At 45.0% G+C, this 17,492-nt stretch carries 15 protein-coding genes; 4 read left to right on the top strand and 11 right to left on the bottom strand.

The genetic code is table 11. The features are described from left to right. Window positions 1–355: 355 nt before the first annotated feature. Entirely contained in the window at window positions 356–1,513 is a 1,158-nt protein-coding gene (locus QUB20_RS06245) for a DegT/DnrJ/EryC1/StrS family aminotransferase (protein ID WP_333244814.1), read from the bottom strand. A 127-nt stretch (window positions 1,514–1,640) separates the two neighbouring features. On the opposite strand from QUB20_RS06245, the gene QUB20_RS06240 reads away from it, so the two are divergent. Continuing rightward, complete coding sequence (locus QUB20_RS06240) at window positions 1,641–2,420, top strand: ABC transporter permease (protein WP_333053811.1); 780 nt, start codon at window positions 1,641–1,643, stop codon at window positions 2,418–2,420. 253 nt (window positions 2,421–2,673) lie between these two features. Further along, the gene (locus QUB20_RS06235; protein ID WP_333244817.1) at window positions 2,674–3,315 is read left to right on the top strand and encodes a Uma2 family endonuclease; all 642 of its coding nucleotides are present in this window, start codon (window positions 2,674–2,676) and stop codon (window positions 3,313–3,315) included. 113 nt (window positions 3,316–3,428) lie between these two features. Here the strand turns inward: QUB20_RS06235 and QUB20_RS06230 are convergent, their stop codons facing one another. The 7 genes from QUB20_RS06230 to QUB20_RS06200 form a co-directional block, all read right to left on the bottom strand. Continuing rightward, a complete protein-coding gene (locus tag QUB20_RS06230; protein ID WP_333244820.1) occupies window positions 3,429–4,205 on the bottom strand; it encodes a hypothetical protein in 777 nt (258 codons plus the stop codon). Then, window positions 4,198–5,334, bottom strand: a complete 1,137-nt coding sequence (locus QUB20_RS06225) for an AAA family ATPase (RefSeq protein WP_333244823.1) — start codon at window positions 5,332–5,334, stop codon at window positions 4,198–4,200. Before QUB20_RS06225 ends, QUB20_RS06230 begins: the two co-directional genes overlap by 8 nt. A gap of 168 nt (window positions 5,335–5,502) precedes the next feature. Further along, window positions 5,503–7,392 (bottom strand): hypothetical protein, encoded by a 1,890-nt coding sequence (locus QUB20_RS06220; protein WP_333244826.1) that lies wholly within the window; start codon window positions 7,390–7,392, stop codon window positions 5,503–5,505. Between the two features lie 159 nt (window positions 7,393–7,551). Beyond that, complete coding sequence (locus QUB20_RS06215; RefSeq protein WP_333244830.1) at window positions 7,552–8,226, bottom strand: nitroreductase family protein; 675 nt, start codon at window positions 8,224–8,226, stop codon at window positions 7,552–7,554. Window positions 8,227–8,487: 261 nt separating this feature from the next. Continuing rightward, a complete protein-coding gene (locus QUB20_RS06210) occupies window positions 8,488–9,474 on the bottom strand; it encodes a GntR family transcriptional regulator (RefSeq protein ID WP_333053807.1) in 987 nt (328 codons plus the stop codon). A gap of 209 nt (window positions 9,475–9,683) precedes the next feature. Continuing rightward, window positions 9,684–11,246: an adenylate/guanylate cyclase domain-containing protein gene (locus QUB20_RS06205; RefSeq protein WP_333244833.1), complete on the bottom strand. Its 1,563-nt coding sequence runs from the start codon at window positions 11,244–11,246 to the stop codon at window positions 9,684–9,686. A 180-nt stretch (window positions 11,247–11,426) separates the two neighbouring features. After that, window positions 11,427–12,815: an aminopeptidase P family protein gene (locus QUB20_RS06200; RefSeq protein ID WP_333233070.1), complete on the bottom strand. Its 1,389-nt coding sequence runs from the start codon at window positions 12,813–12,815 to the stop codon at window positions 11,427–11,429. Window positions 12,816–13,210: 395 nt separating this feature from the next. Here QUB20_RS06200 and QUB20_RS06195 point away from each other — a divergent pair, with 395 nt between their 5' ends. After that, window positions 13,211–13,654, top strand: a complete 444-nt coding sequence (locus tag QUB20_RS06195; protein WP_333053804.1) for a DUF4332 domain-containing protein — start codon at window positions 13,211–13,213, stop codon at window positions 13,652–13,654. A 29-nt stretch (window positions 13,655–13,683) separates the two neighbouring features. Next, complete coding sequence (locus QUB20_RS06190) at window positions 13,684–14,043, top strand: Spx/MgsR family RNA polymerase-binding regulatory protein (RefSeq protein ID WP_333053803.1); 360 nt, start codon at window positions 13,684–13,686, stop codon at window positions 14,041–14,043. A 2-nt stretch (window positions 14,044–14,045) separates the two neighbouring features. Here the strand turns inward: QUB20_RS06190 and QUB20_RS06185 are convergent, their stop codons facing one another. The 3 genes from QUB20_RS06185 to QUB20_RS06175 all read right to left on the bottom strand — a co-directional run bounded on the left by QUB20_RS06185 (window position 14,046) and on the right by QUB20_RS06175 (window position 16,892). Then, a complete protein-coding gene (locus QUB20_RS06185) occupies window positions 14,046–14,462 on the bottom strand; it encodes a GNAT family N-acetyltransferase (protein WP_333244838.1) in 417 nt (138 codons plus the stop codon). Window positions 14,463–14,567: 105 nt separating this feature from the next. Next, window positions 14,568–15,167: a Uma2 family endonuclease gene (locus tag QUB20_RS06180; RefSeq protein WP_333244841.1), complete on the bottom strand. Its 600-nt coding sequence runs from the start codon at window positions 15,165–15,167 to the stop codon at window positions 14,568–14,570. 153 nt (window positions 15,168–15,320) lie between these two features. Continuing rightward, window positions 15,321–16,892 carry an NAD(P)H-quinone oxidoreductase subunit N gene (locus QUB20_RS06175; protein WP_333244856.1) on the bottom strand — a complete coding sequence of 524 codons (1,572 nt, stop codon included), beginning with the start codon at window positions 16,890–16,892 and terminating at the stop codon, window positions 15,321–15,323. Between the last annotated feature and the right edge of the window lie 600 nt (window positions 16,893–17,492).

Here is a 17,492-nt window from a genome sequence, read left to right as displayed (position 1 = left end):
TCGGGCATTAGGCATCAGGCATTGGGCATCGGGGATTGGAAGTCGAAAGTTCAAATATTATTTATTCTTCGTTCTTCGTTCTTCCTTCTTCGTTCTTCCCTTTTTCCTCTTCCTTCTTCCTTCTTCATCATTGACCGATCGCACTGCAAGTTTTAGGCGAGCGGAAAATGCACCCGTTCGAGGCGGATTGCTAGCCTAAATTTGTTTCTTTTCATTAAATATAGTACATAAAAGTACAAGTGATCGGTCAAAATACTTAACCGTTCTCCCTGAACGCTGCACATTCTCACACCACTGCAACCCTGCAATTCTTTTCTCCTCCTGCATTTCCCTCGCTGATGCCATCGCGCCAAAGCTACCGGATGCGATCGGCCTTTGCCAAGCAATCTTTCAGCCCATAAATCGTCCGCTCTTGTTGATCCCTCGACAGTTCCGGGAACATCGGCAAAGACAAGACTTCGCGACAAACTTGCTCAGCCTTTGACAACTGACCTGCTTGATAACCCAAAGATTTGTAAACAGGTTGCAGGTGCAAAGGTAACGGATAGTAAACCATCGAACCGATGCCAGCTTCCTGCAACTGAGCCCGCATCCAATCTCGAAAATTGCCAGAGGGATTTTGGGCGTCTTCTGGACTTGTCAGCCGGATCGTGTATTGATTCCAAACTCCTTTTGCTTCGGGCAATTCTTTGGGGATGGCAACTCCGGGCACGCGGGAGAGAAATTCGCTGTAAAGTGCCGCTTTCTCCTGTCGCTGAGTGTTCCAACTGTCGAGATATCGCAATTTAATGCTGAGAATCACCGCTTGCAGGGCATCTAAACGGCTGTTGTAGCCGATTTCTTCGTAGAAATACCTAGAAGACTGTCCGTGTTCTTTGAGCACTCGCATCGAAGCTGCGAGGGCTGGATCGTTTGTCGTCACCGCGCCACCATCACCGCAAGCGCCTAAGTTTTTGGTCGGATAAAAACTGAAGCAGCCGACATGACCGATGCTGCCGACTTTTCGAGATTGCCACTCGGCCCCGACAGATTGGGCGCAATCTTCAATTACGGCTAAATTGTGCCGAGTCGCAATTTCCATCAGCCGAGTCATGTCTACCGGTTGGCCGAAGATGTGCACTGGCATAATTGCCTTGGTTTTGTCGGTAATTGCCGCTTCGAGGAGCTCGACATCCAGATTAAAAGTATCGCTGTCAATATCGACAAATACTGGAGTCGCACCGACGGCGCTAATTGTCTCAGCCGAAGCAAAAAAGGTAAAAGGAGTGGTAATCACTTCATCGCCGGGGCCAATTTTGAGAGCTCGCAAAGCCAAAATCAGGGCATCGGTGCCGGAGTTGCAGCCAACGCACTCGGAAACGCCGATGTAGTCGGCGAACTCTCGTTCAAAACTCTTGACGGCCGGGCCGCCTACGTAGCCGCCAGAGGCAAGCACTTTTTGCACCGCAGCGGTTATTTCGTCGCCAAGGAGCGCGTATTGGCGGGTTAAGTCGAGGGGGGGAACATTATTCACTTTTGACACCACAAATTTCAAGCATTATCAAAGCAAATTCTTGCAGCAAAACTGTTTCTCAGAAACCTTTATTCAAATATCTTATATTTGGACAGGCAAACAATCACATTATCGAAAGGGTGGGCCGGTGTTAATTCTGCTAGATTTTACTGATTTGGGTTGGGCTTTGGGGATGGTGGCGATCGCGATCGGGCTTTCGGCGTGGCAGCAATTGGGATTGGAGGGGGCGATCGCGATCGCAGCAGGGCGCACCCTGATCCAGCTAATCTTAGTCGGGTACGTGCTCGAAGTTATATTTGACCCGGAGGGGAAAAATCCTTGGCTGGTTTTAGCAGTTTTAGCAATCATGCTGACAACAGCTAGCATGGTTGCCAGCAACCGCATCAGCAAAAAAATCAAGAACTTACTGCCTTTAGTTTGGGGTTCAATTTTGATAAGTACGGCCTTGACTCTCGCCTATACAAACTTGCTAATTTTGCAACCTGACCCTTGGTACGAACCGCAATACCTGATTCCCTTAGCGGGTATGATTTTGGGCAATGCCATGAACTCCGGGGCGATCGCGGGCGAAAGACTTGTCAGTACAGTTAATAGCAGCCAGTTAGAAATAGAAACCCATTTAAGTTTAGGTTCTACGCCGCAGCAAGCAGTAAAACAGTACCGCAAAGATGCGATCAAAGCTGGATTAATCCCGCTCTTAAATACAATGACGGTGGTAGGAATCGTAACTTTACCCGGAATGATGACAGGTCAAATGCTGAGCGGTGTCAGTCCTCTCGATGCAGCATCTTACCAGATTTTGATTATGTTTGTGTTAGCGCTGGCAACTGTAATCGCCACTCTGCTGTTGACTGAGGGATTGTCTCGGAAGTTTTTTAATCAAGATGCACAATTGATCAAATGGTAATTGGGAATTGGTGATTGGGCATTGGGCATTGGGCCTTTGGCATTGGGCATTGATAATTGATAAGTGGTAAGATAATGTAGGTAGAAACTTGCATTTGGCACTATTTTTAAGAACAGGCAAGATGCCTGTTCCACAAGACTTAAATTTTATTGTGAGGTGGGGGGAACAGGCAAGATGCCTGTTCCACAAAGAGTGAGTTATCTTGTGGGGTGGGCTTCTAGCCCGCCCCAGTCATCACTAAGGAGAATTAGCCATGATTCAAATAGCAACTAAAACGCTAACTTTTGAAGAATTTGCGGAATGGAAGCCCGAAAATGCACGTTATGAACTGCACAATGGAGAGATTGTTGAAATGTCACAGCCATTAGGAGACCATGAAGAAGTTATCGGTTTTTTAGCCTCAGAGTTAACTGCTGAGTTTAGAAAGGTAAAACTTCCGTACTTCATCCCCAAACAAGCATTAGTTAAGCCACTGGAAAACGAATCAGCTTATTCGCCCGATATTCCGATATTAAATCGCCCCAACTTAGCGTCAGAACCTATGTGGAAAAAATTCTCAACCGTGACTCAAGGCGCATCAATTCCGCTGGTTATTGAAGTAGTTAGCACGAATTGGCAAGATGACTACATCAAAAAAGTAGGCGAATACGAACTAATCGGGATTCCTGAATACTGGATTGTGGATTATCTCGGTTTGGGCGGCCGTAGGTTTATCGGGAATCCCAAGCAACCGACTATTTCGGTTTATCAGTTGGTTGATGGCGAGTATGAGGTGAGTTTGTTTCGGGGAAATGATAGGATTGAGTCGCCAACTTTTCCAGAGTTGAATTTGACGGCTAAACAAGTTTTTCAAGCTGGATTGACTGCGGATGAAATTGCTGGGGATACCGATTAGTTTTGAATGAACAGGACTTATGCAATAAGTGATTTTACTCGCTACTGATAGCGGTAAGGCGCGCAGTGCAAACCGGCAATATAGAGGTGATGCGTAAATCGTGAATTACTTTTTTAGTCAGATAAAATGATGGGAATTAATCGTTCCTCGATTTCATCAATATAGGCTGTTAAGCCTGTATGAACACCTTTTTTTCGTAGAAATTCCAGAGGCGTGTCTTCCCAGCACTGTTGTTCGCGCTCCATTCTGCCACCTGTTAGCTTTTCGACAACAACTTTAGGATTTCTAATGCGATCGGGTTCTGTCAATGAGTTAGAGCGTAGTCTGTGTGACTCCTCGCAAGGATTAAACGTCAATTCGGTCGTTATCTCTTGAAGAATTTGTTTTTCCTCTTGATTAGATGGAATAAACCCATTTAAGACCCAGGCTTCCCGCATTCTGTCGGCTGTACCAATAATAATTTCTAATTTAGGTTGTCGATTGATGTGTTCAGAACGTGCTTGCTCAATTCCTTGTCTTCGTTCAGGTTGATTATCTAAATCTCGAATCAAGAGAAGTGCTTTAATGTTTCGTGTTTTTTGAAGATAACTGACTAAATTAATAATTTTGATAGTATTTGCTCCATCAGGTTGTAATGTTTTCTGGCGAGGCTTATCACGACGTAAAAATCTGGGTGGCTGAAATCCTGATTCTTTTTCACGCTCAATGATATGATTAATATTTTTCCAGCAAGAATGCTCTGTATTTTCTTCTAAACCACTCCAGTGAAATAGATGTTGCAGCATCTCAGGTTCTAACCAATCAATGTTTTCTACTAAAACGCGATCGGCTAATTTAGTAGCGGTTCGTGCATCTGCGCTACTTTCTACAATCACGACAAACTCAATCATTTCTTTCTCCTGCAACCACCCAATCTTCCCCCACCGAATCCCAAAATTCGCCAGTGGTTAAAGTTTGTTTTGCCCATTCTACATCAGGATGTTCATCCAATCGTTTGCAACGAGTCACACCTGAATTGTTGTTACTTAATACGTGGACTTGAGAAGGAATAAGTTCATCGACAATGTAAGGAGAATGGGTCGAAAAAATAATTTGCAGGTTGCTGTTTTCTTGAATAATTTCCTTGAAAACAGCGATTAATTCTCGTTGAGCTGTTGAATGGAGTCCCTGTTCAACATCATCTAGTAATACTAAATTAGGTTGATTAGTATTCATCAAAACAGTCAATAATCCTAGAGTGAGCATTGTTCCTTCGCTAATGGCATGGGCTGGAATACGCTTACCAGTATTCATGTCTAGGACAACTTCTTGCCCTGCAATTTCCTGACTTTCTTCGTAGGAGATAGACTTTCCACCGACTTCGATTAAGCGTTGACGATTGACCATAACTTTAGCTCGCCTTACCCCTACCTCGCGTACACCTGGTACAATCCGTTTCAACATTTCCTGTAAAGATTGAAATTTATCTGGAGCTTCGTCACGAAGATAGTCTAAGGTAGGTGCTAACCCGGAACCATCGAACTCAACTCGCGGTGTAATTGCATCACTGTAAGCTGCTTTAGCAAGATTACTGGCTACGAGTTTCAGGTGAACTGCGTTTCTCAAAGATTGCTGAATTGGCTCTTCCGTAGTCATTAAGGAAGTTTCAGAGATTACTTTCCTATATTCTGGGTTTTTATCGGCCTTCCATAATGCTCTAAAAACCCACTTCTGAGTAACGGTTTGTCTCCATTCATAGGAAGCTTCCCAATCATTTCGCTCTGGGTCTTTCCAAAAACCACTTGCAGTAACAGACATATTATTTTGCCCCATTGTTGTAATAAATTGAGGCGCTATTTCATGCTTAAAAATATTGTCAAATGATGAATTAGCAAGCCGACTGAGATAATGCAATGCTTGCAACACTGATGTTTTACCCGAACTGTTTTGTCCTACCAGTGCGTGTAGGCCTGAACTATCTAAACTAAGTTCTGTATCTTTATGACTTTTGAAGTTATGAAGTTTGACCTTTTCTAGCATTTGATTGCTAACATCCTTTTATACTTTTTGATTGCCGAAATTGTAGCGTGTGTTCGGATGTTCTAAGTTGTTAGCGCGCATTTAATTGTAACAATCATGTTTCTTGAAACAATCAGTGGGGCGTTGCTTCTAGCCCGCCCCAAAAACTAAAATTAAATGCCGTAACAACTACTTCGGTTCGTGACTCCCAATCCGCTTGCCTTCGCCATCGTACACCTGCATAGGGATTTTGGCGTTTTCGGCGATCGCCTCCAAAGCTTTTTGCAACGTTTGAACGTGGTTTTCTACAGCTTGGCGAGACTTCACAGCATTGTTGTTGTTTGCTTGAATGAAAGTTTGTTGCAGTTTCTGCACGTAACCTGGAGTCATCTGCACCGCAATCAAATCTTTGCTAACAGTATAGTCGCAAATCTTGGGGTTGCCTTTGCAAGTTCTATCTAAATCCGTGCGGGCTTTTTGCAGGTTCCTTTCTTCCTGCAACTTTACTTCTGCTTGCTGCAATGAAGCTGTGTAGGAAGCGATCAGCGGTTGGGCTTTCTGAGAATAGGCAGTTGCCGCCGGCACTTGCTCCGCGTAACTCAAAGCTCTTCGCCAGGATTCTGATGCTTTAAACCAGGCGTTTTTGCCCTCAAAAATTTGAGCTTCCGCTGCTAAAGTCACAGCTTGAGTATAGGCATTTTCCGAAATTCCTTCGACATTTTTGCGCTCGCGAGCTTCGGAAAGTTTGGTTTCGTATTTGGGAACTAGCAGTTTAGCTTGTTGGTAAGATGTCGTGTTCGTGGGAATTTCTGATAGGATGTCGAGGGATTCTTCCCAACCTGATTGCACTTGAGCCCAAGTCTCGGCTGTCTGAGCTACTGCTTCGCGAGCTTCTGCTATTTGGGCTCTACTTTTGGCGGCGAGCAGCGTTTTTTCCGCTGTTTTCTCTGTGCTTAACTGCCGATTTCCAGTTGCTACATTCTTCCGGTACTCCTGCTTTTTTTTCTGAGCAAACGGATAAACTGGACTGTCTGCGGGGATTTCTCCGAGTTCGGCGATCGCACTTTGCCACAGAGCTTGCGCTTCCTGCCCCTTCTCGGCAGAATAAGGCGGATTTTGGGTTTTCTGGGCTGCTGACTGTGCGAGGCGCGCTGCATCGATCGCAGAGTTTAAATTCTGATTTTGCGAACGATAGCTTTCCAAGGCGCTTTGAGCTTCACCGCGATGAATTGACCAGGAGGGAATCGGTTCCAAAAGGGCGATCGCCTGTTTTAACTGTTTCTGCGCTTCTTGGGGGCTGTTGGCAACTTTTGAGGTTTTCAGCGTCTTCGTCGAATTCTCGCTCAACTGTTTGGCATTAGCTAAAGCACTACATTCTCCGATGACGCAGGGGCGGCTCAGCATATAATAACCGCCTGCCAAAACTAGCGCCGCGACACTGATGATTCCTACTGCAGCCAGCATCGCAAACGGTGACTGCTTGGGTTTTTGGGCAACTGTTACCGCTTCCATATCCAGCGGATTGAAGGGATTGTCTGCAATATCTGCCGGGATTGCTTGCACGCTGAAGGCGATCGGATCGGAATTGCTGGAACTCTCAGAAAAATTGGGGAAATATTCTTCATCCCACGCATCTTTCTCATCCGTTTCTAACGGTATCTCCTCCTCTACATCCGCCGTCTGTACCACATTTTCTGTTAAGACTATCCCCGTTTCTTCAGCAGGGGGATTCTCGGTTTTTTTGAACAACAGCACTGTTTTTGGTTTTGACAAAACAGGGTTGTGCATGGTAAAAGAATGGAAAGCATAAGGCTGTTTTTGCCCGGTAATTTTTAGGCAAAGTCCAATCTGTTGAATAGATTCTGGTTTTATTTCGAGAATTGCTGCTTCTAGCACCGCAAAAGTCGGTTTGGCTTTGAGAACTAAACTACGCGGGTGTTCTCCCACAACCGTTAAAGATTCATCTCGAAAATCGCAACTAATATAAAGCGGTAAGTTTTTAAATCCGGCTGCTTGCAAGTGTTGCTGCAATTTTACTTCTAGAAGTTGGGCGTTGCTTTGGATCGTTGCTGCTGTCATATTTTCTCCTCTGTCTTATCTCACAAGTTTCGATTTTAGATTTTGAATTTTAGATTTTAGATTGCAGAACAGTCGGGATTTTGGATTTGTTTGAACTTTCACCCCGATTCATTCCAAATCTTAACTCTGAAAATTCAAGTCGCCACAAAATCTTAACTCTCAAATCTCAGCTTGCAAAGCCTGTCCATAACTTTCGCTGTAATAAACTTGAGTCACATCAAAACGTCCGCCATATTGTTTGAAAGGTGCGGCTGCATAACCAAGCGGCAGCAAACAGCAAACATCTACTTCTTCGGGGATTTGAAAGGCTTCTTTCACCTTAGCGCTGACAAAACCTTCCATCGGACAACTGTCTACCCCAAAACTTTTAGCTGCAATCATTAAGTGGGCTACTGCGAGCATTGTATGTCTGTTTGTCCAAGCTTCTAGGGAGTCGAAGCAGGGACGGTTATCGAACAATTGCGGGATTGCTTGTCGCATATAACCGGCTAAATTGTCATTCATTGCGCCTGTGGTTTTGCCCAATTCGATGACGGCTTCGGTGTTTTCGGGGCTGCCGACGCGCCGATCGCCACAACAGATTAATACTACTGGGGCTTCTACCACTTGGCGCTGATCGAAGGCGCAAGTTTTTAATTTTTCTTTGCTGGCTGCGTTTTGAAGTACGATAAACCGCCAAGGCTGCAAGTTGTAACCAGAGGGCGATCGCACTCCCAATCGCAAAATCTCTGCCAATATTGCTGGGGGAATCGGATCGGGTTGGAAGCTGCGCGCGGCCCGCCGGCTTTCGATCGCCGTTTTAACATTAATTGAAGGTTGGATTTCAATTGTCATGGATAATTGGTAATTGGTAATTGGTAATTGGTAGTTGGGAATTGGGTATCCGGTATCGGGTACTGGAAGTTGAAAGTTACAAGTTCAGTCCTGGACGAATAACCTAATTATTTAGGGTGCGCCGTGGGCAGCTTACGCCCATTAGGAATTGGGAATTATACCAGTTCCCAAAAGGATGCAACTCTAAAGAATATCCCAACCATTATGCAGTCATTCCCAATTTTTTAATCGAAAATCGAAAATCGAAAATCGAAAATGGTATCATCCCAAGCCCAACTCGCGCTTGAGCAAATTAATCGACTTAGATCCGATGTAATTTTCGGAGCATATCAGTTGCGGGGGACGAATAATATCTTCTCTAGCCGCATTGATGGCAGCTTTTACTGTAGCAAAACTCGGTTGGTCGCAAAAAATTGTTCTGGCCGATCGCACGATCGAGTTAATCTTGTACTCGTCTGACACCAAGGCCGTCATCACCAGCAAATCCTCTCCCCGGATGCTGTGGATGATGACTTCGGTCGATCGTAGCATTCCCGGACTCAGGCTAACGAGACCCAAATAACTGTCTTTAGGCAAACCCCCGACTAGCTGGATTTCCTGGCTGTAGTCATAGATGTCTACGGGAATAACTCGCACTGAACGCGGTGCCGAAATTGATTCTGCTTCTCCGATAAAATATCGACTCGTGATCACAGTTCCCGAAGAGATTTGATCCAAAAAAGTACCTAGCTGTTCCATCGGCACTAACTGTATGGGAATGCGGAGAGCTTGTTCGAGCTCTTTCGCCATCAGTTCACCCACGCCGATGTCTTCTGTGGGGGCTGTGACGACCACGCGGGCGCTGCACCTGAGCCGCCAGTCAATTTCGGTCAAAAATAATTCCCTCGCTTGGTTGAGCGTACAGCCCTGTTCCAGCAGTTGATCGATACTTCCTTGTACTATTTTATTGGCCAGGGGATATTCTTCGAGGATCGGAGATTTGAGTTTGTTGCCTACAACTTCGTTACCTTGAGCGCGGACGTAAATGCCCGATCCTGCTTGGGCTTCTACGAGTCCGGTATTTTCGAGCTGGCGGTATACTTTGCTGATGGTGTTGCGGTGCAAACCCGTCTGCATGGCTAGCTGTCTGGTGCTGGGCAAGCGGTGTCCGGGCGGAAATTGTCGCGAGGCGATCGCAAACCTGATTTGATTGAATAGTTGGGTGGATGCTGGAATATCGCTATCGGTTTGAATATGAAATTGAACCATTATTAAAGGCTCCGACGACTTCAACTTAGTATTTTTATAACGTCGAGTACCGCGCCTAGGATTGCTCGGATATCTCTGTCTATAGCATAATCTTATTTGGCTGCTCTGCTGCAGCCGTTCTGCCGAGCGGGCGATCGCCCCGAAGAGGCGATCGATCGCAGCCTGCAGAGTTTCCTCAACAATCAGGTACTTTCAACTCTTAGCTTTATTTACTCTACAATTTTGAGATCGCTTACTGTTTTTCTACCCGTCAGCAAATAAGTTTGCATTTGCCCTTTACCTTTAATCTCGATCTCGCCACGATCTTCAAATTCATATTTATCCTGCAGTAAGTCATAAGTATAGTGGCTGACTTGAATGCGGCCTGTTATGCCGTGAGATTCCATGCGGCTGGCTGTATTTACCGCATTTCCCCACAAATCGTAAATGAATTTTTTAGTGCCGATTACCCCCGCTACCACCGGGCCGCTATTAATCCCGATGCGGAGGTCAAATTTCGCGTCTAGCTTCACATTTAATTTCTCAATTGCTACTAGCATATCCAGCGCCATTTCGGCGATCGCCTCTGCGTGGTCTGGACGTTCAATGGGAATACCTGCTGCTACCATGTAAGCATCCCCGATCGTCTTAATTTTTTCTAAGCCGTGCTTCTCACTCAGTCCGTCAAAAGCTGAGAAAATTTCATTCAGCAAGTACACTAATTTAGTGGCAGACATGGTAGTAGAAATTTGGGTGAAATTCACCAAGTCAGCAAAAAGAATTGTTGCTTTTTCAAACTTGTCTGCAATTACCCCCGGTTCGTGCTTCAACCGAGTGACAATCGGTTCTGGCAAAATATTTAGCAGTAAACTTTCTGTTTTTTTCTGTTCTTTCATGAGTGCAGACTCCATCTGCCTGCGCTTAGTTATGTCATGAAAAAACACAGAAATGCCGTCGTGAGAAGGAAAAACTCGGACTTCCAGCCACAGTTTTAAGGGACGATAATATTTTTCAAAAGCCACCCCAATTTGTTTGGCGACAGCTTCATGATACTCTTTATAAAAATCAGAATTCACGAATTCTGGAAACTCTTCCCAAAAATTTTTACCATAAAGTTCTTCCTGCGAGCGCTTCAAAAATTGCGAGCCTTTGTAATTGACGTAAGTAAATCGCCAATGGGTGTCGAAAGCAAAAAAAGCATCGCTCATTCCTTCTAAAAAATTGACAATTTGCTCGTCTGTAGAACGGAGTTTTTCTTCTACTTGTTTGTTCTTGATCTGTGCGCGCTTTAATTTAGTCAGATTTATTCGCAACTCCATCTGGTGAATAATTTGCCGTCCTAAAGTCCGCAGCGCTTCTAGCTGTTCTGGGGTGAGATTACGAGGAACTGTATCTATCGCGCACAAAGTGCCGATCGGATAACCATCAGGAGTTACTAGCGGGGCTCCAGCATAAAACCGAATATTTGGATCGGAAGTTACTAGCGGATTGCCGACAAAGCGATCGTCATCTAGAGCATTGGGTACAACTAGCAATTCGTTGGGATTTAAAATAGCGTGGGCGCAAAAAGCTAACTCTCTCGGAGTTTCTGGCGCTTCCAGACCAACTTTGGATTTAAACCACTGTCTGTTAGAATCTATTAAGCTAACTAAAGCAATCGGAGTGCCGCAAATATAAGATGCTAAAGCTGTTAGATCATCAAAAGCTGCTTCGGCTTCTGTGTCGAGAATGTTGTAGCGGTGAAGTGCTTCTAGCCTCTCTTCTTCGTTGCTGGGCAAAGATGCAGCTTGCATCGGAGGCCGCGAGGATCTAGGTTTACGAACAATGCGTGGAAGTATTAGTGCAGCGAATTTTCTGACTTGCGAGACCACTTTTTTAGCTAATATCGAAAGACTTATTTGCCAACCTTTATTCATCTTTATCTTTTTTCACACCTGATGGAACTGCGTATGTGCGATCTAACTCGGCTCAACTTACGTATTTACCGCAACTAACTCCTCAATCTCTGGAGCTGTTGTGGGCAATTTCCCTGTCAATACTTCTCTACCCTCATCGAGGACAAGTATATCATCTTCTATGCGTATTCCGCGCACATCGGCAAATTTTTCCAACTCCTCCCAGTTCACAAAATCTTCATATTTAGCGCGATTTTCTGGGTGATTTAAGATTGCCGGAACTTGATAAAATCCCGGTTCGATCGATACTAGCATTCCCGGACGCAAAACTCGATTCAACCGCAAAAACCCCAACCCAAACCGACTGCTTCTGGTTCTTCCTTCTTCATAGCCAGCCAAATCGCCTAAATCTTCCATATCGTGAACATCCAAACCGATTAAATGTCCGATACCGTGCACAAAAAATAGCGCATGAGCATCCATGTCTACCAAATCTTCAACATTACCCCGCAAAATACCTAAATCAACTAATCCTTCCGCCATAATCCGAGCAGCTAACAGATGAATGTCTTGATATTCCACCCCCGGACTAATTTTATCAATACAAGCATCGTGCGCTGCCAAAACCACATCATAAATCGCTCTTTGAGTCGGAGAAAACTTGCCAGAAACCGGCCAAGTGCGAGTCACATCAGCCGCCCATCCCGTTGATGTTTCCGCACCGACATCTGCTAACAACAAATCTCCGGTTTGTAGGGGATTGTGATAATGTTCGCTGTGCAGCACTTCTCCATGCACAGTCACGATACTGGGATAGGCATAGGTCATGTTTTTGGAGATGATGACACTTTCCATTGCAGCGCGCACCCCCGCTTCAATTTGAGCATTTCGGGTTGCCGCCATCCCCGCTTTGTGAGCTTCTACGGTGACAGCGGCAGCTTGACGCAATTCTGCCAAACTGGCTGCATCGTGGCTCAGGCGCAGAGATATAATTGCCTTGGTTAATTCTAGGTCAATTCCGGTTGGCGATTTGGGCGGTGCGAGAGGGCGATCGAGAATTTCACGCTGTTGCAACTGAGTCCAAGAATCCTGAATTGCGATCGTTGCTGCATTTGTAGATCGCGATTTCAATTCGGCCATTGGGAAAGCAGCATCAGCCCCAATTAGTGCGGCAATTTCTGCTCTTTTCGGCATTTCTCCGTGCCAAAGAGTGCTGCTAGCAGGTGCGTCATCTAAGAACAATTCTAATTTGCCCGATTCTAAGCGAATGGCAGCATTTTCTAAGGGCAAACCAGCAAAATATAAAAAGTGACTGCTGGCACGAAAGGGATAAGTAAGTGCCGGATAATTGCGAGGAATGCTGCGCCCCGACCATAAAATTACCGGAAAATTAATTAAACTGGCCAGTTTTTGCCGCCGTTGGTGTAGAATATTAGTTAACAAATCATCACCTTGTGTAATTGTCATGGGTAAAAACCTATAATTTTGAGTTGGGTTTGCAGTCAGCCACAAGTTTTTGCATTCTCAGCATTAAAGCCCTAAAATTCTGACGGTCAATTTGGCAGCCATTTTTGAGAAAATTCTCATCTGTCACTTATTTTTTGCTAGCATTTATAGGCTGTCTTTTTTATAGTCTTTGTCGTCATCGCCCGGATGATGTGGTTAAGCAGTAAGCCTGAGCCACAGGCAGGAAAACCGGCTGAAAGTGCTACTTTGTAGGAAATTAGCATAATTATCACAACACCCGCAATGAGTCAAATTCCTTGGTCTGGTTTTTGTTGATAGGGTGACGTGAGCGATATCCTCTATTGACTGTTTTATAATTTAGACTTTAAAGTATAAGTAAAATTCACTGAAAAAACATGAAAATTTCTCATAAAGCTCCTCAAACTTCTGTGCAAGTACGCGACTGGCCGATCGCACATTTACCGGGATTGAGCAAGGAAAACCAATCTCAACTGGAAGAGTGCAGTATCACCACAACCGGACAACTAATTCGCCTTACGAAAACGCAAGCGGCGAAAGTGTTGCTAGCCAATCAATTACAGATTAACATTCAATATGTTAATAAATGGGTAGCGATGGCAAATTTGGCTGGAATTCCAAGTGTAGGGTGTCAGTATTGCGGGCTGTTACTGCACGCCGGCGTTGCTTCTCCGGCTCAATTGGCTCAAATGCCCGTGGAGAGATTGCACCAACAAGTTTTAAGGCTGCACGTAGCGACAATGCAGCGCAATGACTTGACTCCTTCAGTCGATCGCGTGCAAAAATGGGTTCAACAAGCTAGATTAGTCAGTAGTCATTAGTCATTAGTCATTAGTTAGTAGTCATTATTATGTCAATTCAAGTTTACGGAATCCCCAACTGCGGAACCTGCAAAAAAGCTTTCCAGTGGCTCAAAGATAGCGATGTTAATTACGAGTTCATTAACACAAAAGAACAGCCGCCGACTCGCGAAACAATTCAAAGCTGGGTAGCTGCTTTAGGTTTTGAACCCATGCGAAATACTTCCGGTCAATCTTACCGCGCTTTGGGCGATGACAAGAAAAATTGGACTAGCGAACAGTGGGTAGATGCTTTTGCTAAGGATGCGATGCTGCTGAAACGTCCTCTTTTCGTTAAAGATGGAACGGCTGTTTTAGTAGGTTTCAAAGAAGACGTAATTCGAGAAAAATTGGAGCTTTCAAGGGGCTAAGTTCAGCCAGTTGTTCGCCGCAAAAACTTAAGTTCGCCCACATCATCCGAGAAACCCCAACGCTCGTAAAACGGCATCATGTTCGGCAAACAATTAAGATAAAAATGCTCGACAGATTGCAATTTGGGATGACTTAAAACTGCATCCATTAACTTCGCGCCCAGTCCCATTTTTCTGTGTGTCGGCTTGATGATGACATCAAAAATCATGGCTCTGTAGACAAAATCGGTAATGACGCGGGTAATGCCAATTAGTCGATCGGTCTCATCGACAAAACCAATGGTAACATCAGTTGCCGCCAGCATTTTCACAACATCCTCCCGCGTCCGCTTGTCGCTCCAAAACTCGTTTTTGTACAAATCCATCAAGTCGGAAACCTGGCTTTCGGTCAAAGTTTCGACAATTCGGTAGTTATCCATATCTTCCCTCATAAAAATTAGAAGACTAAAGTCCTCACCACCCACCAAGTTATTATTGTTTTACTGTTACCAAGCTAGACATTGCTTCACCCCATAGCATGAAGTTTACTGCTGCACTTCCGTTTCCGGGCTTTCAAATACCACTTTTGCATAAATCTCGCTCATCGACATTTGCACTCCCAAGGAAGCAAAAGAAACTGTTGCTGTCTCTCCCTCATATTCCCGAAATAACCATTCATTTGGTTCGGTTTTAATATATTGTGCGACTAAAAACTCAGATTGATTGACTAACACATATTCACAGAATTCAGGGATAGATCGATAAAACCGAAACTTATCCTCTCGATCGAAATCCTTGGTAGACTTAGAAAGCACTTCCACGATGAGCATCGGATTGAGGATCTCATCACTGCGTCCCTCGGTAAAAACTGGCTCCCCTTCAATCACCATCACATCCGGGTAAGTTCCCCGTCGATACCGAGGAATCCACCACCGCAAATCGTTGTGAAAAAGCTCATAGGGCTGCCCCTCAAGCAAATTTCCCAAGACTCTACTCAAATTTCGGATAATCCGGCTGTGATTAATACTACCACCACTCATTTGTACAATTTCTCCATCGCGGTATTCATTTCTAAACTCAGCAGTTTCCTCTAACTCCCGGTACTCATCTGGAGTATAAAACTTTGCCTTACTTTGTACTAACATTGTTGCCTCTGTACTAACTTTTATCTGCGTTAATCTGCGTTAATCTGCCTACATCTGCGGTTAAAAATCATAATTAACAGTATATCACAACAAAAAAGAAACGCCCAACTGCAAAGAGTCAGGCGTTTTCCACTATTTCAAAAACAGGAAAAATTAATCCCGGCTAGACACCAAATTCGAGTCAATTTTCGCAGCCACAACAGGTTGCACCTGACTCAATGCCGACTGCAACATGGGAGTTTTGGTAATAGCATCATTGGCCAAATTAAACAAAGGATTCGACAAAATTCCCGCCAATGTTGTCGCCACCAAAGTGAGTACAACGCTGACTTGCAAAGGCCGCATTCCCTGAAGGTTCCAGCGAACTTCGGGATAATTTTTCACCGCGTCTGACATTTCTTGAGGTTCTTTTACTACCATCATCTTGACCACGCGGATGTAGTAGTAAATCGAAACTACGCTGGTAATTAATCCCAGAATAACTAAACCGTAAAGTCCTGCTTGCCAGCCGGCCCAGAACAGATAGATTTTGCCGAAAAATCCAGCCAGGGGCGGAATTCCACCGAGAGAAAGCAGGCAAATACTTAAGGCTAAAGTTAACAGCGGGTCTTTTTGGTACAAACCTGAGTATTCGCTAATTTGGTCGGTTCCAGTCCGCAGCGAGAACAGGATTATGCAAGCGAAAGCGCCCAAGTTCATAAACAGGTAAACCAACAGATAAAATATCATGCTGGAGTAACCGGCTTCTGTTCCTGCAATCAAACCCAGCATCACAAAACCGGCTTGGGCGATCGACGAATAAGCCAAAAGCCGCTTCATGCTAGTCTGGGCGAGGGCAACCACATTTCCTAACACCATGCTGAGAATGGCTAAGGCCGTGAACACGAAGTGCCACTGTTCGATAAGTGCGGGGAAAGCAGTTGTTAACAAGCGGATTGCTAGGGCAAAACCGGCTGCTTTGGAACCGACAGAAAGAAAGGCAACAACGGGTGTAGGAGAACCTTCGTAAACGTCTGGAGTCCATTGGTGGAAGGGAACCGCAGAGATTTTGAAGGCGATGCCGGCGATCGCAAAAACTAAAGCAATCACCAAACCGAGAGATTGACCTTCATTCACAGTAGAAAGGTTAGCAGCGATCGCACTTAACTGAGTTTCGCCGCCCGACAATCCGTACAGCAGCGAAATCCCGTAGAGAAACACCGCCGAAGAAGAAGCCCCAATTAACAAATATTTCAAAGCAGCTTCATTGGAACGCGGGTCGCGTTTTGTGTAACCCGTCAGCAAATAAGACGAGATACTCAGAGTTTCCAACGAAATAAAAATCATCACCAATTCATCAGCGCCGCTGAGGAACATTCCCCCCAAAGTAGCGGTGAGTAAAATGCCGATGAATTCCGCTAAAGCAGTACCAGTTTGCAGTACATAGCGAACGGATATCAAAATAGTGACAGCCGCAGTCAAAGCGATAATTCCGCGAAACACTAAACTCAAGGCATCGCTGTTAAAACCGCCTAGAAACGAGATGGTATCAACGTTATCCCACTGCAAACACAAGGCAGCGACGGCGGCTAGCAAACCCGCAACGGCAACGTAGGGAGTCCAACCAGATGAACTGCGGCCTACGATTAAATCGCCGACGAGAACCACCAAGAGGGTGATGATGACAATTCCCTCTGGCAAGATAGTTCCAGCATTTAGCTGGGCAGCAAGAGTAGCAAAATCCATATTTTCAGGCAGGTTGGGTAGTACAAGCCGCAAAGGCTGTAATGGGCTGTGAACTTGTAAAAATTCTTTACCAAACACAGATTGTAGCGGATTACAGCTTCGCGATCCCAATTGGGCGGGTGTTTGTTGCCGGAGAGTGGATACTCGGTAGCGGTTTTGCATACATGGGCGGGCATTGTAGAGATTGCTGACAATCAAGCATTCAGGATACCCGCCACGTGATTCCTCCGTCCATAAATAAAAAACCTGTATCTGATCGAGAAGCCCCCGAATTTATCTCGCGCAAGTCAATTCTTCAATTCTTTAATCTAAAATCTAAAATCTAAAATCGCGCAATCGATTGACTGATGTCACCTGCGGCTATCGTCGCGATCGACCATAACTGCCACAATATAGAAAGTTAAACCAGTAATTCGGCATAACCGAAAGCATTCAGGATACCCGCCACGTGATTCCTCCGTCCAGAAATAAAAAACCTGTATCCGATAAAGGAGCCCCCGAATTTATCTCGCGCAAGTCAATCCTTCAATTCTTTAATCTAAAATCTAAAATCTAAAATCGCGCAATCGATTGACTGATGTCACCTGCGGCTATCGTCGC

Source organism: Microcoleus sp. B4-C2 (assembly GCF_036705265.1).
Taxonomy (GTDB): domain Bacteria; phylum Cyanobacteriota; class Cyanobacteriia; order Cyanobacteriales; family Microcoleaceae; genus Microcoleus.
Note: the sequence above shows the minus strand (reverse complement) of the source record. Positions and strands in the feature narration are given on the sequence as shown.

Coding starts and splice junctions, on each gene's coding strand:
- QUB20_RS06235 (WP_333244817.1), top strand. CDS start 2,674: ATGATTCAAATAGCAACTAAAACGCTAACTTTTGAAGAATTTGCGGAA.
- QUB20_RS06230 (WP_333244820.1), bottom strand. CDS start 4,205: ATGATTGAGTTTGTCGTGATTGTAGAAAGTAGCGCAGATGCACGAACC.
- QUB20_RS06225 (WP_333244823.1), bottom strand. CDS start 5,334: ATGCTAGAAAAGGTCAAACTTCATAACTTCAAAAGTCATAAAGATACA.
- QUB20_RS06220 (WP_333244826.1), bottom strand. CDS start 7,392: ATGACAGCAGCAACGATCCAAAGCAACGCCCAACTTCTAGAAGTAAAA.
- QUB20_RS06215 (WP_333244830.1), bottom strand. CDS start 8,226: ATGACAATTGAAATCCAACCTTCAATTAATGTTAAAACGGCGATCGAA.
- QUB20_RS06210 (WP_333053807.1), bottom strand. CDS start 9,474: ATGGTTCAATTTCATATTCAAACCGATAGCGATATTCCAGCATCCACC.
- QUB20_RS06205 (WP_333244833.1), bottom strand. CDS start 11,246: ATGCAAGCTGCATCTTTGCCCAGCAACGAAGAAGAGAGGCTAGAAGCA.
- QUB20_RS06200 (WP_333233070.1), bottom strand. CDS start 12,815: ATGACAATTACACAAGGTGATGATTTGTTAACTAATATTCTACACCAA.
- QUB20_RS06195 (WP_333053804.1), top strand. CDS start 13,211: ATGAAAATTTCTCATAAAGCTCCTCAAACTTCTGTGCAAGTACGCGAC.
- QUB20_RS06190 (WP_333053803.1), top strand. CDS start 13,684: ATGTCAATTCAAGTTTACGGAATCCCCAACTGCGGAACCTGCAAAAAA.
- QUB20_RS06185 (WP_333244838.1), bottom strand. CDS start 14,462: ATGGATAACTACCGAATTGTCGAAACTTTGACCGAAAGCCAGGTTTCC.
- QUB20_RS06180 (WP_333244841.1), bottom strand. CDS start 15,167: ATGTTAGTACAAAGTAAGGCAAAGTTTTATACTCCAGATGAGTACCGG.
- QUB20_RS06175 (WP_333244856.1), bottom strand. CDS start 16,892: ATGGATTTTGCTACTCTTGCTGCCCAGCTAAATGCTGGAACTATCTTG.